We start from the raw sequence: 17,639 nt of genomic DNA on the forward strand, positions 1-17,639 counted from the left end.
TTTTGAGAGCTTTTGGATTAGTTATTTTCTGAATTATTTTGTTTATTTATCAAGTATTGCCTCAAGAAAGCCACTTGAATTACCGCTGGTATAGTAACCCTATAAGCAGGACCTGCTACGTCAGCTAACGTCCAAAGACCTGTTACAACCCAGCCTATTGGGCCTGCAAATATACCAATGGTTCTAGTTAGAGCAGCATTTGCTGCAAGACCAAGTCCTCTACCAAATAAAATTTTGATAATAGTATTTGCAACAATAAGGGCAATTTTATACATAGCAAAACCACTTACCAAAATACTTGCTTGCATAGCAGCCGTTATCGCCTGCGGTTTAAAATCGGTAGTATTTAAACCAAATTCATTTGCTACTTGTTTTAATTCCTCTTCACTCATTTTTTCCAAGCTATCAGATAGAATTTTCATAAACATATTTTGCTCTATCGTTTGTGTGTTTTGAGCCTTAGAGTAATTAACTTTAAGCTTATCACAAACATCACATAAAATTTCTTTGTATTGTACGCCGTACGCCACCGCCTCTAAATACATTTGCAAAGCTGTTGCCACCAAAGCATTGAAGCTCACCCATAATAAGTTCTATGTACTCTTTATGATTTGGATAAAATCTTTTATACAAGTCATTGCTTGTAAGATCTTGCGTAATCCTTTCATCACCCTCCTTGCCTTTTATAATATCAACGAGATCATTTAGTTCGTTGCTATCAAGCTGTCTTAAAAACTCCAAATCTAAATCAAATTTGTAAGCCATTTTTACTCCTTTAAAGATAATTCAAAATACTATATAAATAAACCTTAATAAAATTTAAATTTAGGCAATTATTTCTTAAATAATAGTTAATATAAGTAATAATTACTTAGTTGATAAGTAAGTACATTTTAAAAAGAATTACCATAAAAAGGCAAAAAATGGGAAATAATCTATCAAAAAGAGATATTGCAGGAATTTTAAAAATTGATACAAAAACTCTTTATAATTGGAGAAAAAATAAGCCAGAGCTTTATCGTCTGATCATGCTTGGTTTTAAATTTGATGAACTTTTAAAGCAAAGTGAGAAAAATTTAAATGAGTTAAAAGAGTTAGCAGAAGAAAATCAAAATTTTAGACTAAAATAGCCACTAAACGTTATTTTTAAATTCCGCCACTCTAGCCTTTGCAGCCTGCGTGATATCATCCTCGTAGTCGTAGAAGTTAAAGGTCGCTCCGTGCTGAAAAAAGCCATTTAGTATATCGCCGCTTTGGCGGTTTTTCAGATCAAGCTCGGCCACCTTAAAGCCGTCATTTGTCGCGCAAAATTCCTTTAGCCTAGCTGGCGCCTCTTTTAGCTTGGTAAATAAAAAGCAGTATCCATCGCCGCCATTTCGCCCCACTCTGCCTCGCAGCTGATGAAGCGTGGCAAGTCCTAGCCGCTCAGCGCCCACGATCACTATCGTATTTAGCCTTGGCAGCGAGATACCCACCTCAACAACCGTCGTCGAGAGCAAAATTTCGCCCTCTTCTCTAAATCGCCTTAAAATTTCCTCTTTCTCTTTGTCCTTGCCGTGCGTGACAAAGACATTTTTGAAATTCTTTAGCCAAAAGCCCTGCGCCTCGCTTAGACTTTGGTAGTTTGAGCTCTCGCTGCTCTCAACTAGCGGATAGATGATAGCCACTTGAAAGCCGCCTGCAAGCTGCTTTTTGATGTGAGTTAGCAAAAAGCCAAACTCGCTAGCGCCTAAAATTTGGCTCATTATATTTTTCTTAAACGGCATCTGCTTTAAAAAGCTAAAATTTACGATCTCAGACTGGATTAAACTTAGCGTTCTTGGTATAGGCGTAGCTGAAAACTGCACGAAATTTGCTCGCTCGTCCTCGTTTGAGGCAAGCTCCTCTATCTTTTTACGCTGGTTTGAGCCAAAGCGGTGCTGCTCATCGACCATGACAAGCGGCGAGTTTGGCAGCTCGTGAAAGAGTAGCGCATGCGTGCCAACGATTAAATTTGCCCCGCTAAAGTCTATCTTTTTCTCCCCGCTTCGCACCAGCATCACGTTCATAAAAGCGGGCAGCAGCCTCTTTGCTTCATTATAAATTTGCTCGCTTAAGATGCTTGTTGGCGCCATCAAAATGGCACTTTGCGGATAGACGCTAAGAGCAGCTGCTAGGATCACAAGTGTCTTGCCGCTTCCCACATCACCCATTATGACGCGCCTTTTTGCCTGCACGGCGCTAAGGTCATCTCTGATATCATTTATCGCGTTTAGCTGATCGTTTGTCGGCGTAAATGGCAAGCTCTTAAGCCAAGAGTTTATGTCAAAAAGCTTGATTTTTGGGCTTTTAAAGTAGGTCTTTTTTGCACTTAGCTTTTTTATGTAGTTAAAAATTTCTACAAATTTTAAGATTTCTAAGCCCTCACCATCATTTTTTAGGCGATATAAAATTTGCACGCTTTGCTCATCTAGCCTTTGCAGATCGGCTAGAAATTTAGCCTCTTTTTCGTTTAAACCCTCATCTAGTAAATTTTGTAAATTTAGATATTTTAAGATGAGTTTTTTTAGCTCTTCGTCTTTTAGCTCGGTCTTAAATTTAGGCACGATCTGACCTATTTTTGTGGTGATTTTTGGATTTACTATCTGCCACGAGCCAAAGGCGTATGAGCAAAGCCCATATATAGCCATCTCTTTGCCCGTCTTAAAAGCGCCGTAGTGCCAAGACTTTGCGTTAAAAATGACGATCTTTACGCTACTTTGCCACTGCTCGCAAAAGGCAAGCGCTGTTAGCATGCCAGGGCGCGAGGCGAGTGAGGTGATCTTTACATTTATGCAGACCTGCCCCTCTCTTGGGCTCTTAGCGATCGTCGTATCCTCAAAGCCCTTTGGTAGCACGAGAGCAAGGTCAAGCAGGCTAAGCACGCCTATTTTTAGAAGTTTTGCTCTGTCGCTTGCTTCAAATTTCATTTTTTAGGACGCAAAAACTTAGCTGATTGATCTCTGCGTGGGCTTTTATGAAGCTATTTAGCTCACTTAGCGAAAGGGCTGAAATTTTATCAAGGTCCTTTAAAAATGCCCCAAGCTCGCCATGCTCATAAAACTCGCCCTGCGCGATATCAAGGCGCTTAAATAGCGTCTCAAGCCTAAGCGGCAACGAGCCAAGTAAAAATTTCTTCGCCTGCTCAATCTCAGTCTTGCTAACGCCTTTTTTGCTAAATTTTAAAATTTCCTCTTTTATAACAGCGATCGCCTCATCTTTTTTCTCATTTTTTGTCTGCATGTAGCCGTAAAGTTGGCTGTAAGAGAGATTTAGCAAATTTCTAGCGTAGGCGCTGTATGCAAGCCCTCTTTTCACGCGTATCTCCTCCATGAGCCTCGAGCCAAAGCCACCTTCGCCCAAGATAAATGTCGCCACTGCGGCCTTGTATTTTTCTTCAGGTTTTACGTTAAATGGTGCACCCAAGTAGATGTATGCCTGCTCGCTTTGCCTGATGATCTCGCTGCTTTCGCACTTGTTACTTGGACTAAAGCGCTCTAGCTTTCGCACCTTGCCAGGTTTTAAAATTTCTAAAACGCTAGCTAGCTCTTTTGTCTGCTTCTCGTCGATGTCGCCACCAAGCACGCAAAGCAAATTTGAAAGGTCTAAATGCTCATTTAAAAATTTCCTCACATCTTCAAGCGTGATCGCTTTTATGCTCTTTTTCGTGCCGATACTTGGCTGTGCAAGCACGCTTTTTGGGTATAAAATCTCAAAAAGTCCCTGCCTTGCCACGTAGTCAAAGTCGTTTTCATTTGCTGCGATCTCGCCAAGTGTGACGGTCTTGCACCTATTTAGGATCTCATCTGTCAAATTTGGAGCGAGTAGTAGCTCTTTTAGCTTGCCACACGCAAAGGCAAAGTGCTCTTTTAGGCAGTTTAGGTCTATGCAAAATGTCTCAAAGCCGCAGCTTGCATTTAGGCTAATCGCTCTTACCTCAAGCTCTTTGGCAAATTTAGCCGAGCCTAACTTCATATCGCCCTCGTTTAGTAAATTTGCACTTAGCCTTGCAAGGCCTGCAAGCTTGCCGTTTTGTGAGCTGCCAGCTGCTTTGAAAACTAGTTTTAGGCTCACTACTGGCATCGCTTTTGAGCTTTCAAAAACGACTGGAATTTTTACATTTTTTACATTGATATCTAAAATTTTCATCTAAAATTTCTCCAAAATATCATAGTTTGTGTTGCGCTTAGCTGGGATTTCTCCGACATCTTTTATAAGCTCGATCATCTGGTCTTGATTCATCCTAAAGCTCGCTCCCGCGGCCTTTACGACGTTTTCTTCCATCATCGTGCTACCAAGGTCGTTTGCGCCAAAAAGAAGCGCTAGCTGACCAACGTAGCTGCCCTGAGTGACCCAGCTGCTTTGGATGTTTTTAAAGTTATCCAAAAAAAGCCTTGAAACCGCAAGTAGCCTTAGATATACGTTTGAGCTTTGCTTTTTTATCTCTGGAAACTCTTGCATGAGCTTTGTATTTAGCCCTTGAAAGCTCCAAAGTATAAAGGCTCTAAATCCAGCCGTTTCATCTTGTAAATTTCTGATATGCTCCCAGTGCTCCACGATCTCACGAGTGCTCTCAACCGTGCCAAACATCATCGTCGCAGTCGTCTTCATGCCAAGCTCATGCGCCTCTTTGTGTATGCGAAGCCAGTCTGCGGTGTCGCATTTTTTTGGAGCGATGATGTCACGCACTCTATCGCTTAAAATCTCCGCTCCAGCCCCTGGCATCGAGTATAGGCCCTTTTCGTTTAGGCGTCTTAAGACCTCTTTTGTAGAAATTTTTGAAACTCTTGCGATGTAGTCGATCTCAACGGCTGAAAAACCATGTATCGTGATGCTTGGATAGTGCTTGCTGATGTAGCCCACAAGCTCCTCGTACCACTCGATCTTTAGCTTTGGATGAACGCCACCTTGAAATAAAATTTGCGTGCCGCCAATGGCGATTAGCTCCTCTATCTTCTTGCCGATCTCCTCAAAACTTAGCACATAAGCGTCCTCTTCTTTTACATGGCGGTAAAATGCGCAAAATTTGCAATCCACCCAGCAGACGTTTGTATAGTTGATGTTGCGATCTACTATGAAGGTTGTGATGCCCTCTGGATGAAGCTCTTTTTTTCTAGCTAGCGCCATCTTGCCAAGCTCGTGAAGCGGTGCATTTTCTATAAGATCGATGGCTTCATTTACACTAAGTCTTTTCAAATTTAACCTTTTATTTTGCTTATTTTTGGGCGAGAGTTTAGCCAAAAATGCTTTTAAATATGATAAATCGGGCATTATGAAAAATTAATTTTTAAAGGCTAAAATGTGAGAAATTCTTTAAAGGAGCGAGTTATGAAAAAGGTGATATTTGCCGTTATCTGCGGGCTATTTTTAGTTGGTTGTGCTAAAAATGAGCCAAAGCCAGTCAAGCCTCAAGATGCAAGTTGTGGATGTGCTCATCATCAAAAAATGATGCAAGAAAATATGCCAAGCTGCCCACATCACGGCATGCAAGGTGCGATGCATGAGCAAATGCCAGCAGGCTGCCCAGCCCACGCAAAATAGATAAAGTGCCAAATGGCACTTTATTTTAATATAACCTTGTCGCCTTTAGTGCCTAAAACATGCACTTTCTCGCCATTTTTTAGCGCTCCATCATACTTCCAAAGAGTGCCTTTAAAATAGACCATATTTTCTCTGATCTCGCCAACGCCTGGCTCATCTAAAAACTCTTCGTTAAAGCTCTCTTTTTTAGCCATAAATTTACTCTTTAATGGCGCCTTTAAGAGCGCAAGCAAGATAAAGGCAAGCACTAATACGGCTAAAATTTGAAAGCTCCACTCAAAACTAAAGCCAAAATTTACCGCTCCGACGATGATAAAAGCTAGGCCAAAAAATAGCAGATAAAATGAAAATAGCATAAGCTCAGCCGCGCATAAGAGCGCGCCTATGGCTATCATTATAAAAGGACTTATCACGCCTTATCCTTAGCTAAGAAATTCTTTAAAACACTAAGCGAGCCAATTAGCTCAGCCGCCTCGTAAGGGACTAAAATTTTATCTTTTGAGCTGTTTTTAGCTAGCTCGCTAAATGCCCCGACCCTGTCACGAGCAAGCAAAAATTCAGCCGCATTTGCGTTTTTACTCATGCTGTCATTTATCATATCCATAGCCTCTTTTTGAGCTGTTGCGATGGCGATTTGCTCGTATTTTTTCGCATCAGCCATACGCTCTATCGCCTCTGCTTGAAGCACTTTTTCTTGCTTTAGCGCCTCTGCGTTGCGTATTAGCGCCTCTTTTTCAGCCAAGGCTTTTAGCTCGATCGCGCGCTTTTCACGCTCAGCCTTCATCTGCATATTCATCGCCTCTTCGATGCCAAGCGGGACAGAAATTTCAGAAATTTCCACACGCATGATCTTTACGCCCCAGTTGCCAGCAGCATCACCAAGAGCTACTTGAAGTGCAGCATTTAGACGGTCACGTGAGCTTAGTGTATCATCAAGGTTCATCGCTCCTATCTCACCACGAAGCGTTGTCATGGCTAAATTTGCAATAGCGCGCTTGTAGTTATCAACATTATAAACCGCCATTTTTGCATCAAATACCTTTAAAAAGACGATGCCATCGACGCTAATATTAACATTATCTTTTGTGATGACTTGCTGTTTTGTGATATCAACGAGTTGCTCTTTTATAGTTATGATCGCCCTTATCTGATCGACAAATGGGATGATGATATGGAATCCCCCGTCAAGCACCTTGTGAAATTTACCAAGACGCTCGATCAGCAAGTTATCTGCTTGCGAAACGATCTTGATACCAGCTTTTAAAAACAAAAATGCAAAAATAACCAAAACAACGACTAAAACGCCAAATGTCTCAACTTGCATCTTCTCTCCTTTAATTTATAATTTGTTATTTTCTTAAGTATTATAATACATTTTAAATTTTATTTTCAAAAAGGATCAGCATGAAAAATTTTATCTTTGCACTAAGTGCGGCTCTACTTTTAGCAGGTTGCGCTACGTCAAACCAAAGCGCAAGCGTCCCACAAGGCAAATGTGAAGTAAAAGGTAGCTGCATGGCTCCAGTAAGCAGCATAGAGGGCACTTACAAGGCATTTTTACCTTGCGCTAGTTGCATGGGCATAGACTCAACTCTTACGCTTAAAAAAGACGGCACATTTGAAAGTGTGATGAACTACAAGTCAAAAGACAACTACAAAGCCGTTAGCAAGGGCAAATACTCAGTCAAAAACGGCGTTATCACAACCGTTGATGAGTATAAAGAGAAGAGCTTTTATAAGATCGAGGGAGAGAGCCTAAAGATGCTTGACATGGATCAAAAAGAGGTCACTGGCGAGCTAAAAGACAAATACATCTTCAAACGCGTAAAATAAATTTTAAAGGCAAAATGATATAATTTTGCAATTTTTAAGGAGTTGCAAATGAAATATCTTTTTGCCATACTTATCTCATTTTTTATCATTGGCTGCGCGAAAAATGAAAATTTAAAGCCACAAAACCAAGAGCAAACACAAAAATCAAAAGAAGAAAAACCACTTCTTAGAGACGAAAAACCAAAAAAACCAGAAAAACTAATACTTTCAAACTCTATCTACACGAGCTACTACACCACCTTGCCATGCTCAAACTGCGAGGGCGTGAAGACTATCTTAACTCTAAATAAAGACAAAACCTACACAAAAACTATGCTTACGATGGATAAGGCTGCTACCTTGGTAGAAAAAGGCGGCACTTTCGATATCGATGAGAGCACTATCGTGCTAAAAGATGAAAGTGGCGCACTAAGCTACTTTGTGCCAAACAAAAACTCACTTCTTCAGCTTGATGATAAGAAAAATAAGCGAGTTGGCGTGCTAGCTCAAATTTATAACTACGAGCCAGTAAATAAGGCTTATAAAGATAGTTTTTTTGCTAGATTTTCTAAATTTAAAGACAAAAATGGCTTTTTAGAGCTTGTGCTTGTGCCTAGCAAAAACGGCGCAAAGATAAGCTTTTACTCATCGCTAAAAGATGGCTCGCCACTTTGTAAATTTAACTCAGAGCTGCTTTACGATAAGGGCATTTTTTACCTTTTGGATGAAAAAGGCGTGGCTTTAAGCGTGCATAAAACCGCTAATGACATCTTCGTAATCGCAAACGATAAAATTTGCAAAAACACTCACATAAGCGGACACTACAAAAGAGAAAAAGGCAGATCTAGCCTCTTTGGCAAGGGCTTTTTTGCAAAACTTACAAATGAGTCAGTAAATGCTGATGTGATGAAATTTTATGGCGCAAAAAACATAAAAAGAGACAATACCAAAAAAGAAAATAGCTACATCGTCACAAGTAAAAACGAGAGAATTTTTGAATACACCTTGCTAAATGGCATCATTACAAGCATTGAAATTTACTCAAATGAGTTTAAAACTCCTGAAAATATCAGTCTAAAATCAAATTTCAAAGATATAAAAAACGCCCTTGTCATCTCTAAATTTCAAAGCGACGCAAACAATATCTATCTAAAAATAGATAGCCACGATATGCTTATAAAGCTTAAAAATCCACTCGCACAAGAGATAACAAATTTAAGCCAGATCCCAGACGAGGCGCAAATAGAGCAGATAACTCTGATGTGGAACCAGTAGTTTGAAAGAATATCTTAAGCTTTTAAAGGATGAGAGAAATTTCCGCCTTTTAAGCACCGTTCAGCTCATGTGCTACTTTGGTGTGTGGTTCTCGCACACGGGCATTTTCACGCTACTTATCTCGCTTGACGCTCCTGTGTGGGCGCTTACATTAAGTGCAGCGATGGCATTTATCCCGGGCGTTGCCATCGCTCCATTTAGTGGCATTTTGGTGGATAAATTTAGCCCAAAACCTATGCTTGTTATCATGATGGCGGTTGAGACCATAAGCGTTTTTATGCTACTTTTTATAAACTCACTTGATTTTTTATGGCTGCTTTTGCTTATCATTTTTGTTAGAAATGGCGTTGGTGGGATGTATTTTCAAGTAGAGATGAGCGTGCTGCCAAAAATTTTGAGCAAAGAGAGCCTAAAGCTTGCAAATGAGATCCACTCCATCATCTGGGCGGTCTCATACACCGCTGGTATGGGGCTTGCTGGGGTTTATATACATTTTTTTGGCATCAAAAGCGCCTTTTTGCTCGATGGAGTTCTTTATCTTTGCAGTTTTGGCTTTTTATATCTTCTAAAGCTAGACGGGCTAAAGCCAGAATTTATAGAAAAACCTCTAAAAATGCTAAAAAATGGGCTTAAATATCTAAAAGAAAATAGACTCATAGTCCATCTTATATTTTTGCACGCCTTTGTTGGCATCACAGCTTATGATGCACTGATCGCGCTTTTAGCTGATTATAGATACGCAAATTTACTCTCAACCTCGCTAGTTATCGGCCTACTAAACGCCTCAAGGTCGATCTCGCTTATGTTTGCGCCAGCCTTGCTTAGTAAATTTATGAATAAAAAAACGCTCATCTACATCTACATCGGTCAAGGAGTTGGCATAATCATCTGGGCGCTATCTTTGCAAAATTTTTATCTCTCACTCATTGGCATCATTTTTGCTGGATTTTGCACATCAAGCCTTTGGAGCTACACCTACACGCTGCTTCAGCAAAACTGCCAGAAGGAATTTTACGGCCGAGTGATCGCGTATAATGATATGGTTTTTCTTGGATTTAGCGCACTTATCTCATTTGCGATCGGCTTTTTATACGAGCTTGGGCTAAGCGTAGAGATGATCGCAACCTTCATGGGAAGCCTCTTTTTCATTGGAGCTTTTTACTACCACGTAGTTTCAAAAAAGTATGAGATAAGGTAGAAATTAAAAGTCAATATTAGATCGCGGACTAAGCCGCAATCCATTATAGATAAACTGGGATATTTGTATGTTCTAAGAAAAATCTTGATGTTCCACCAAGGACCATCTCCATAAGTCCGTTTTCGCCGTATCTACTAGCTACGATGAGGTCCGCATTTCTATCATTTGCAGCTTTTAAAAGTGCTTCGCCAGGTATCGTTGTAGTTGCTATAACTTCAAAACTAGCACTGATATTATGAACCTTAAAGTACTCTTCAAGTTTTTTAAGATTTAGCTCTGCATTATCGCCAAGGCTTGCTTTTGAAGTGATGCACTGAACCTTTTTGGCGCTCTTTAAAAGATCGATCGCACCAGTTAGGGCTCTTGAGCTTTGAGTAGTGCCAGTCCAGCTTACAAGGATGTTATCAGCTTTAAAATCACGCATCTTTCTAGGGATAACGATCGCATTTTTGCCGCTTTTTAAAACAGCTGACTCAAATGTACCAGTGATCTTACCATCAAGTGGCACTGCAGCTACGACTAGATCGCAAAATTTACTCTCTTGCTCAACTATGGCGCTTCTTTTTCCATTATGGATCGTGAAATTTGCAGTGCAGACATCTTCGATAACCTCGTCGCTCACCTTTATGCCTAGCTCTGCGCAAATTTTATTAAAAAGCTTTTCGTTCTCTTCGTGCTCAACCGCAAGCTCTGACTTGGCTGATTTTAAGAATTCCTCAAAAAGCACTCCACCACGAAGCGTCATTTTCATATTATAAACCACGCTTGGATCTAGTTGGCAAGTTAGTATCTCCATGTGAGCTTTAAACCATTGTGCAACCTTTAAGGCACCGTAAATTCTTGGCTCGATATCGTCCCCTGCTCCTATTGGAAAAAGCAACTTTTTGTATTTCATCATCTATCCTTTAAAAATTTATTCAACCAAAGAGAGCGAAATTTTGTTTCCTTTTTGCTCGCTCACACACACTTTTACCTGATCGCCTACGTTTAATGGGCTCTTTATCTTCGAGATATGAAGCAGACCATCAACTCCATCTTTTAGCTCGATAAATACTCCAAAATCAACCACGCTTTTTACGCTTCCAACAAACTCATCTCCGATATTAAATGTCGGTTTTACGCGGTCTTTGTCGTGTTTAAATGGCTTTTTGCCAAATGAGCGAGAGTTCTCTTTTGAAGTGATCGAAATGATGTAGTCTTTTGCCGCATCGACGTTTTTCTTAGCGCCACCTGCGATTTTAACCTCGCCTTTTTCTCTATCAAGGTCGATTGAAACTTCAAATTTCTCGATGATCTCTTTTATGGTCTTGCCAGCTTGACCGATGATATCTACGATCTTGCTTGGATCAACGCTAAATAGCTCAAGCTTTGGAAGCACATCTTCGTTTATCTCTATATTTTTATCAGCCTGTGTCATTAGAGTAAGGATATGCTCTCTGCCGCGTTTTGCTTGATAAAGTGCCTCTTTTAGCACTTCTAAGCTGATGCCTCCAAGCTTGATATCCATCTGAAGCGCTGTGATGCCATCACTTGTGCCAGCAACTTTAAAGTCCATATCGCCGTCGTGGTCTTCAAGTCCCATGATATCAGTTAAAACTGCGTGTTTGTCGCCTTCAAATATAAGACCCATCGCAACACCTGCAACTAGTTTTTGGGTATTGACCCCAGCAGCTCTAAGTGCGAGCGAACCACCGCAAACACTAGCCATCGAGCTTGAACCGTTGCTCTCTAAAATTTCTGAAACGACCCTTATCGTATATGGAGAAGCTAGATCGATGCTTGGTGCAAGGGCACGTTTGGCTAAATTTCCATGTCCAAGCTCACGTCTGCCTGGAGCTTTTAGCGGACTTGCTTCGCCTACGCTAAAGCCTGGGAAGTTGTAGTTAAACATAAATTTCTCAACCAAAGCTGTCTTTTCAGTGAGGATATCATACATCTGAGCGTCGCCATCAGTGCCAAGAGTAGCGACAACTAGCGCTTGAGTTTGGCCTCTGGTAAATAAACAAGAGCCATGAGCGTTTGGTAGCACGTTTGTCTCGATGCTAATAGGTCTAACCTCTTCAAGCCCACGTCCATCGGCTCTAATGCCCTCGTTTATGATCTGCTCTCTTACTATTTTCTTTTTGTATTTTCCAAGGACATTTGTGATGACAGCCTCGTCCCAGCCCTCTTTTTGAGCTACCTCATCGCTTGAAATTTGTTTAGCGATCTTACCAAGCTCGCTTGCACGCTCACTCTTTGCCATTTGATTGATCGCGCTTTTAACCTCTGCTTTATAAAATTTATCTATGTAAATAGCGATATTTTCATTTTCTATCTCAGGTTTTAGCTCAAGTGCTGCATCCTCTTTTTTATGCTCTTTAAACGCCTCTTCATAAGCGCTACTAGCTCTTAGTATGGCCTTGCCAGCAAAGTCGATCGCCTCAACCATCTTATCTTCGCTAAATTCATTCATCACTTGCTTTTGCGCCATGCTATCACTTAGGCTTGGATCTATCATCGGCTCTATCGCTACCATCGGTATGAGCTGTGTAGTTTGCTGAGGCAAGCTTCTCATCTCGATCATCAAAAGCTCATCTTTTGTGCCAGCTACATATAGATCGATCGCACTTTGTTTTAGCTCAGAGTTGCTTGGGTTTATGACAAATTTATCATCTATATAGCCAACTCTTACGCCACAAACTGGGCGATTTACAGGGATGTCACTAAGATACAGTGCAACTGAAGCCGCATTTAGGCTCACAACTTGCAAATCAACCTCAGGATCAGCTGAAAGCACCATAACAACGATCTGCGTTGGGTATGCGTAGCCTTTTGGGAAAAGTGGGCGAAGTGATCTATCAATGATGCGAGCTGTTAGCGTCTCAAAGTCGCCTGGCTTGGTCTCGCGCTTGACGTAACCGCCTGGTATTTTACCAGCAGCGTAAGCTTTTTCGATGTATTGCACCGTTAGAGGCAAAAAGTCCTCTTCAACTTGCACATCTTCTCTTGCCACAGTTGCTAAAACTACGGTGTTTTTCACTCTTAAAAGCACTGCCCCACTAGCTTGTTTAGCTACTTTATTAAGGTCAAAAATTTCGACCTGATTATTGACTTCTATACTATATTGCATTATTTTTATCTCCTTGTTGTTTTTGTAATGGTAAATAGTGAGGGCTCTCTTCTAATATCGACATGATGCGCTCGCTCGTAGCCTCGATCTTTTTCTCGTAATACGAATCCACATCGATAAAATCAACGATCTTGTTTATCGTATAAATTTCATCGACCATATCATTTAAATTTGCAAAGACATCGGTAGCTATCATCGGCGTTGCGTATGAGATAGATTTTACCTTCACATCAAGCAGCGTCTTTATGCAGATGAGTGCCGTCATGCCAGTCTCACACCCCTCATCGATTAGTAAAATATTCTTACCCTTTAGCTCTCCTATCAAATTTCCTTTTCTATATTTATAGACATTTTTTAAAATTTTCTCTTCATATTTTCTATGTGCCTCACCGTAGATGTAGTCATAGCTTATATTAAAAGCTTTTATGAGAGGGTCGTTTAGCACGATATCCTCAGTTTCGCTAACTATCGCTACGTCACATTCGCTGTTGTTTGGCGCAGGGATTGGCTCACTAAAGAGCATCTCATAACTTAAATTTAACCCCCTGCAAACTACGTCAGTCAAGATAACTGACTCAAGCGACATGCAAACAACTATCGTCTTAGCGTCATTTAGCTCTTTTTTTGGCAAGATCTCGATGAGCTTGTTGGCTGCATCTAGTTGATCTTTAAATTTAACGCTTTCCATTATCTAGCCATCTTATTTGCTACTTGATGAAGTGGTGCTGTTTTGTGAAAAGTCATAGTGCAAGCCGCCCATCGGATAGAAATTTATAGTAAAGTAGATGCCACTTTTCTTGGTTGAAGCTGAACCATTTGTCGTTGTTGTTGGCTCGACATCGTGTTGATAGATCAGCCCGTAGTTCCAGCACTTTCTTTGATGAAGCACGCCAACTCTCCAGCTCTTTGTGTAGCTTCTCTCAACGTCGTATTGCCAGCCGCCAATTAGGCTATATTGATGAGGGAGCTTCACGCCTGCACTGCTTGTAAAGTAGCTATCTTTTGTTGAGCTGTTTTTAGCAAGGCTATCGCTCTTTTTCATCGTATGGAGCATATTTATCCAAAATCTATCATGCGTATATGAAAAACCGCTTTGAAGCTTTTTAAATTCCTTATACCTGTGCGAATACTCGAGCTTGTTGTAAAGGCTTAAATTTTCAAAAGGATATAGATAGATCGCATTTTTTAAATTTGAATACTCATCCTCTTTTGTGTAATATCCTTGCGAGATGCTGTGTTTGACGACCTTTCTGCCACTGCTGTTAAAGAAATATTGCGTCAAATAGCCAGAAACTTCCTCTTTGCTCTGCTCTTGAGCTAGGAAATTTTCATACTCGTTTAGGTATTTGTCGTAGATAAACTCATCGTCTAAATTTCCCTTTCTATATCCTGGCAGCAAGTACTCTGCGCCAAAATTTAGAGTGTGATAAAAGCTCTCATAGGCCTTTGCAAGGTCTGTGTGAAGGGTAAATTTATGATAGTTGTTTATAAAATTTGTGTGCTTATCTTCTCTTGTGTCATCAAGTGCGATGATCTTGTTGTCGTAGTTTATCCTTGAGGCGTAGAGATACTCGTAAAATGAAAACGTTAGGCTATCATCAAATAGCGGCACATGCACCGAAGCTGGCAGTGTAAATTCATACTGCGTCGCCTTTACGCCGATCTTTCTATCATATCTATGTGACTGAAGATCGAGCGAGTACAAGATATTTGGCAAGACTATGTCATCTGTAAATTTATGATACTGAAGCGATGGAAGCTCTTGAAGCGTATCTTTGTTTTCGTTCTTTGAGCCGATCTTTTCGGTATCTATGTAGTATTTCGCATAGGCGCCAAAGTAGTGATCGTCGTTTGCTATGAAGTAGTTAAATTTAGAGGTTACAAGCGAGTCATAGTCATCGTCTCTGCCCTTTAAATTTAGATAGTCTATGTCATTTAGCTTGGTTGCATCTATCCACATACCCTCTTGCAAATCAGCCTCGCTAAGATATTTTATGAGTTTATCTCTTTCGTATTTTAGACCAACACCTTTGTGAGTTTTGTTTTTTAGCTCAGCTCTGTTTGAAGTCTCACCTTTTTGCTTGGCTCGGTAGCTGTTTTTATCAGTAAATGAACCAAAACTGATCTCACCTCTAGAATCAGGCGACTCAGTAAATCTAAAAGCACCGTAAATTCCATCACCTCTGTTTGTTCTTATCTGTGGGTCAAACTCTAGATCCCACTCATTATAAGGTGCAAAATAGACTGGTTGCTTATAGTAAAATCCCTCTGACTTGCCGTATCCAAGCTCTGGTGGCAAAAGTCCTGTCCTTCTTGTAGTATCAGTTGAGAAGCCAAAGTATGGCAAGTAAAAGACTGGTACATTTGCTATGCGAAAGACTGGGTTAAAAAGGTGCAAAAATTTACTCTGTTTGTTTAGCATGGCTGAGCTTGAAGTGATGCTCCAGTCAGGATCTTGGACATTACAGCTTGAAACCATAGCCTTTCTTACTCTGTAATACTCGCTATCAGAGCTGCTCTCGTCGCTTCTCATCCACACTTCCATATCTTTGTTCATCATAAAGAGCGACTCAAAGGCAGCGTTGTTATTTTTCAAATTTAGCTTGGCGTAGTTTGAGCGAGAGACCTCGTCTTTACCCTTCATCATATTGACATTGCCAAAGAGCTCAATGACTGAGTTGTTTTGATCATAGACAGCACAATCAGCCGTCACAAGATACTCTTGCGAATATACAACGACGTTTTTGTTTGCCGTTACGATGCCCTTATCTTGCTTCACATCATCAGCTAATAGCTGCACATCTTGCACTGCTGCACTTAAACTAAAAACACAAACCGGAATTAAAAATAAAATTTTACGCATTTATCACCACTGTTTTTGCTATTTTGTCTTGCCACGTCTGCCTTGCGGGGTTTGAGAGTGCCCAAGCAAAGCCAAGATAAAAACAAGCTTCACCAACTATCCTAAAGATCGCCCTAACAAGACTTTGAGTTAAATTTGGTTTATCTAAAATTTCTACATTTATACACATCGTCTTTGTTATCATCTGCCCAGGGCTTGCACCATAATACCAAACAAAAAATGTGTGATAGATGACTTTTAGTAGAGTAATCTGCCAAAAGAAATTTAATACTAAATTTCTAGCGTCATCATAGTTAGTGCTAGTAGAAAGAGGCTCCCAATAGATGATCATAAAAAGAAACGAAACTATGATCTCATCGATAGAAAACGCCATGATCCTTTTAGCAAAAGGGGCAAGTGAAATTTCTTCGTTTTGAAGCTTCTCTTCTATCTGCATACTCATTTTAGAGCCTGCCACGCGATATCTTTTCTATAGTGTGCTCCGTCAAATTTGACATTTTCGCAAAGCTCATAGACCTTATCACGTGCCTCTTTTATGCTCTTTGCAGTCGCCACGCAGACTAGCACTCTGCCGCCATCTGCGTAAATTTCATCACACTCTTTGCTCACGCCTGCGTAAGCTATATGGGCATCTTTTACATCATTTAATACTGAAATTTTAGCCTTTGGGCTGCTTTTATAAGGATAATTTTTGCTAGACATCACGACGCCAACAGCAAATTCATCTTTTAAACTGATAGGCTTTAGCTCACCCTTTGCAGCATTTAGTAAAATTTCACTCAAATTTCCATCTATTAATGGCATCAAGACCTCACACTCAGGATCGCCAAATCTCACATTAAACTCAAGCACATAAGGCTCATTTTTCACGATCATCAGCCCCACAAAAAGCACTCCACAAAACGGACTGCCCTCATTTTTCATCCCTTTTAACGTAGGTTTTACAACCTCTTCTTCGACCCTTTTTATCAGCTCTTTTGAAGCAAGCGGACTTGGAGCGTAAGCGCCCATGCCACCAGTATTTGGACCCTCGTCGTTATCAAGTAGGCGTTTGTGGTCTTGCGCCACTGGCAAGCTTACAAAATTTTCGCCATCACAAATAGCAAAAAAGCTTAGCTCAAAGCCGTCCAAGAACTCTTCAACCACCACAAATTTACCAGCATCGCCAAAGCTAGCCCCACTTAGCATGTCGATAACTGCCTCTTTTGCTTCTTTTTTAGAATTTGCGATGATCACGCCTTTTCCAGCGCAAAGCCCGTCAGCTTTTACAACCATTGGCACGCTTAGGGTATCAATAAATTTAAATGCTTTTTCTTTGTCGTCTGTGTTTAAATATTTTGCAGTTTTTATGTTATTTCTAGCCAAAAAGTCCTTCATATAGGCCTTGCTAGCTTCAAGTCTAGCAGCTGCTTTGCTTGGTCCAAAGATGAGCAAGCCCTCTTCTTTAAAGATATCCACCACACCCTCGCTAAGTGGCGCTTCAGGTCCCACGATAGTTAGCTCGATACTATTTTTTTTAGCAAATTCAGCTAGTTCATGAAAGTCTTTTATGTTTAAATTCTCACCAAGGCGTGAGGTCGCACCATTTCCGGGCGCAAAGTATAAATTTATATTTTTTTCGCTTTTTAGTTTTAGAGCAATGGCGTATTCGCGGCCGCCACTTCCTATTATGAGAATGTTCATATTATCTCCGTAAATTTAAAAACCCAAGTGGGCGTCGCATAGAAGAGTGGCCCATAAACAAAGCCAATCTTGCAAATAGATGGATACCAAAAGGTTGCAACTTCTCGCTGTTTAAGGCTCAAACGAAGCCACATCAC

General features: G+C 40.6%; 16 protein-coding genes and 1 pseudogene. 5 read left to right on the plus strand and 12 right to left on the minus strand.

What is annotated here, in order from left to right:
- Window positions 1-17: 17 nt before the first annotated feature.
- Window positions 18-765: pseudogene (locus tag G6W42_RS05125) on the minus strand (DUF3944 domain-containing protein).
- 158 nt (window positions 766-923) lie between these two features.
- Here G6W42_RS05125 and G6W42_RS05130 point away from each other — a divergent pair.
- The gene (locus G6W42_RS05130) at window positions 924-1,130 is read left to right on the plus strand and encodes a transcriptional regulator (protein WP_103558592.1); all 207 of its coding nucleotides are present in this window, start codon (window positions 924-926) and stop codon (window positions 1,128-1,130) included.
- A 3-nt stretch (window positions 1,131-1,133) separates the two neighbouring features.
- Here the strand turns inward: G6W42_RS05130 and recG are convergent, their stop codons facing one another.
- Genes recG through G6W42_RS05145 form a run of 3 tightly spaced genes read right to left on the minus strand, consistent with a single transcriptional unit; the run spans window position 1,134 to window position 5,214 of the window.
- Window positions 1,134-2,948, minus strand: a complete 1,815-nt coding sequence (gene recG, locus G6W42_RS05135; RefSeq protein ID WP_194173199.1) for an ATP-dependent DNA helicase RecG — start codon at window positions 2,946-2,948, stop codon at window positions 1,134-1,136.
- Complete coding sequence (locus tag G6W42_RS05140) at window positions 2,938-4,167, minus strand: M16 family metallopeptidase (protein WP_194173200.1); 1,230 nt, start codon at window positions 4,165-4,167, stop codon at window positions 2,938-2,940. Before G6W42_RS05140 ends, recG begins: the two co-directional genes overlap by 11 nt.
- Window positions 4,168-5,214 (minus strand): dehypoxanthine futalosine cyclase, encoded by a 1,047-nt coding sequence (locus G6W42_RS05145; RefSeq protein ID WP_194173201.1) that lies wholly within the window; start codon window positions 5,212-5,214, stop codon window positions 4,168-4,170.
- Between the two features lie 132 nt (window positions 5,215-5,346).
- Here G6W42_RS05145 and G6W42_RS05150 point away from each other — a divergent pair, with 132 nt between their 5' ends.
- The gene (locus tag G6W42_RS05150; RefSeq protein WP_194173202.1) at window positions 5,347-5,559 is read left to right on the plus strand and encodes a hypothetical protein; all 213 of its coding nucleotides are present in this window, start codon (window positions 5,347-5,349) and stop codon (window positions 5,557-5,559) included.
- Window positions 5,560-5,579: 20 nt separating this feature from the next.
- Here the strand turns inward: G6W42_RS05150 and G6W42_RS05155 are convergent, their stop codons facing one another.
- Window positions 5,580-5,972: a nodulation protein NfeD gene (locus G6W42_RS05155; RefSeq protein ID WP_194173203.1), complete on the minus strand. Its 393-nt coding sequence runs from the start codon at window positions 5,970-5,972 to the stop codon at window positions 5,580-5,582.
- Window positions 5,969-6,883 carry an SPFH domain-containing protein gene (locus tag G6W42_RS05160; protein WP_021089647.1) on the minus strand — a complete coding sequence of 305 codons (915 nt, stop codon included), beginning with the start codon at window positions 6,881-6,883 and terminating at the stop codon, window positions 5,969-5,971. Before G6W42_RS05160 ends, G6W42_RS05155 begins: the two co-directional genes overlap by 4 nt.
- Before the next feature lie 80 nt (window positions 6,884-6,963).
- Here G6W42_RS05160 and G6W42_RS05165 point away from each other — a divergent pair, with 80 nt between their 5' ends.
- The 3 genes from G6W42_RS05165 to G6W42_RS05175 are packed head-to-tail and all read left to right on the plus strand — an operon-like array spanning window position 6,964 to window position 9,844.
- On the plus strand, window positions 6,964-7,392 hold the full coding sequence (locus tag G6W42_RS05165) for a copper resistance protein NlpE (protein WP_087582655.1): 429 nt from the start codon (window positions 6,964-6,966) through the stop codon (window positions 7,390-7,392).
- 48 nt (window positions 7,393-7,440) lie between these two features.
- Window positions 7,441-8,646, plus strand: a complete 1,206-nt coding sequence (locus tag G6W42_RS05170) for a copper resistance protein NlpE (RefSeq protein WP_194173204.1) — start codon at window positions 7,441-7,443, stop codon at window positions 8,644-8,646.
- A 1-nt stretch (window position 8,647) separates the two neighbouring features.
- Entirely contained in the window at window positions 8,648-9,844 is a 1,197-nt protein-coding gene (locus G6W42_RS05175; protein ID WP_194173205.1) for an MFS transporter, read from the plus strand.
- A gap of 43 nt (window positions 9,845-9,887) precedes the next feature.
- On the opposite strand, the gene G6W42_RS05180 is transcribed toward G6W42_RS05175, so the two are convergent.
- Genes G6W42_RS05180 through purD form a run of 6 tightly spaced genes read right to left on the minus strand, consistent with a single transcriptional unit; the run spans window position 9,888 to window position 17,502 of the window.
- Window positions 9,888-10,739: a universal stress protein gene (locus G6W42_RS05180; RefSeq protein ID WP_087582804.1), complete on the minus strand. Its 852-nt coding sequence runs from the start codon at window positions 10,737-10,739 to the stop codon at window positions 9,888-9,890.
- An 18-nt stretch (window positions 10,740-10,757) separates the two neighbouring features.
- Window positions 10,758-12,956, minus strand: a complete 2,199-nt coding sequence (locus G6W42_RS05185; protein WP_194173206.1) for a polyribonucleotide nucleotidyltransferase — start codon at window positions 12,954-12,956, stop codon at window positions 10,758-10,760.
- Window positions 12,946-13,644 carry a sodium:proton antiporter gene (locus G6W42_RS05190; RefSeq protein ID WP_194173207.1) on the minus strand — a complete coding sequence of 233 codons (699 nt, stop codon included), beginning with the start codon at window positions 13,642-13,644 and terminating at the stop codon, window positions 12,946-12,948. The genes G6W42_RS05185 and G6W42_RS05190 overlap by 11 nt, the downstream gene beginning before the upstream one ends.
- A 12-nt stretch (window positions 13,645-13,656) precedes the next feature.
- Window positions 13,657-15,819 (minus strand): LPS-assembly protein LptD, encoded by a 2,163-nt coding sequence (locus G6W42_RS05195; protein ID WP_194173208.1) that lies wholly within the window; start codon window positions 15,817-15,819, stop codon window positions 13,657-13,659.
- A complete protein-coding gene (locus tag G6W42_RS05200; protein WP_194173253.1) occupies window positions 15,812-16,261 on the minus strand; it encodes an RDD family protein in 450 nt (149 codons plus the stop codon). The genes G6W42_RS05195 and G6W42_RS05200 overlap by 8 nt, the downstream gene beginning before the upstream one ends.
- A complete protein-coding gene (gene purD, locus G6W42_RS05205; RefSeq protein WP_194173209.1) occupies window positions 16,258-17,502 on the minus strand; it encodes a phosphoribosylamine--glycine ligase in 1,245 nt (414 codons plus the stop codon). Before purD ends, G6W42_RS05200 begins: the two co-directional genes overlap by 4 nt.
- Window positions 17,503-17,639: the final 137 nt, after the last annotated feature.

The sequence above is a fragment of the Campylobacter concisus genome (genome assembly GCF_015230015.1).
Taxonomy (GTDB): domain Bacteria; phylum Campylobacterota; class Campylobacteria; order Campylobacterales; family Campylobacteraceae; genus Campylobacter_A; species Campylobacter_A concisus_AF.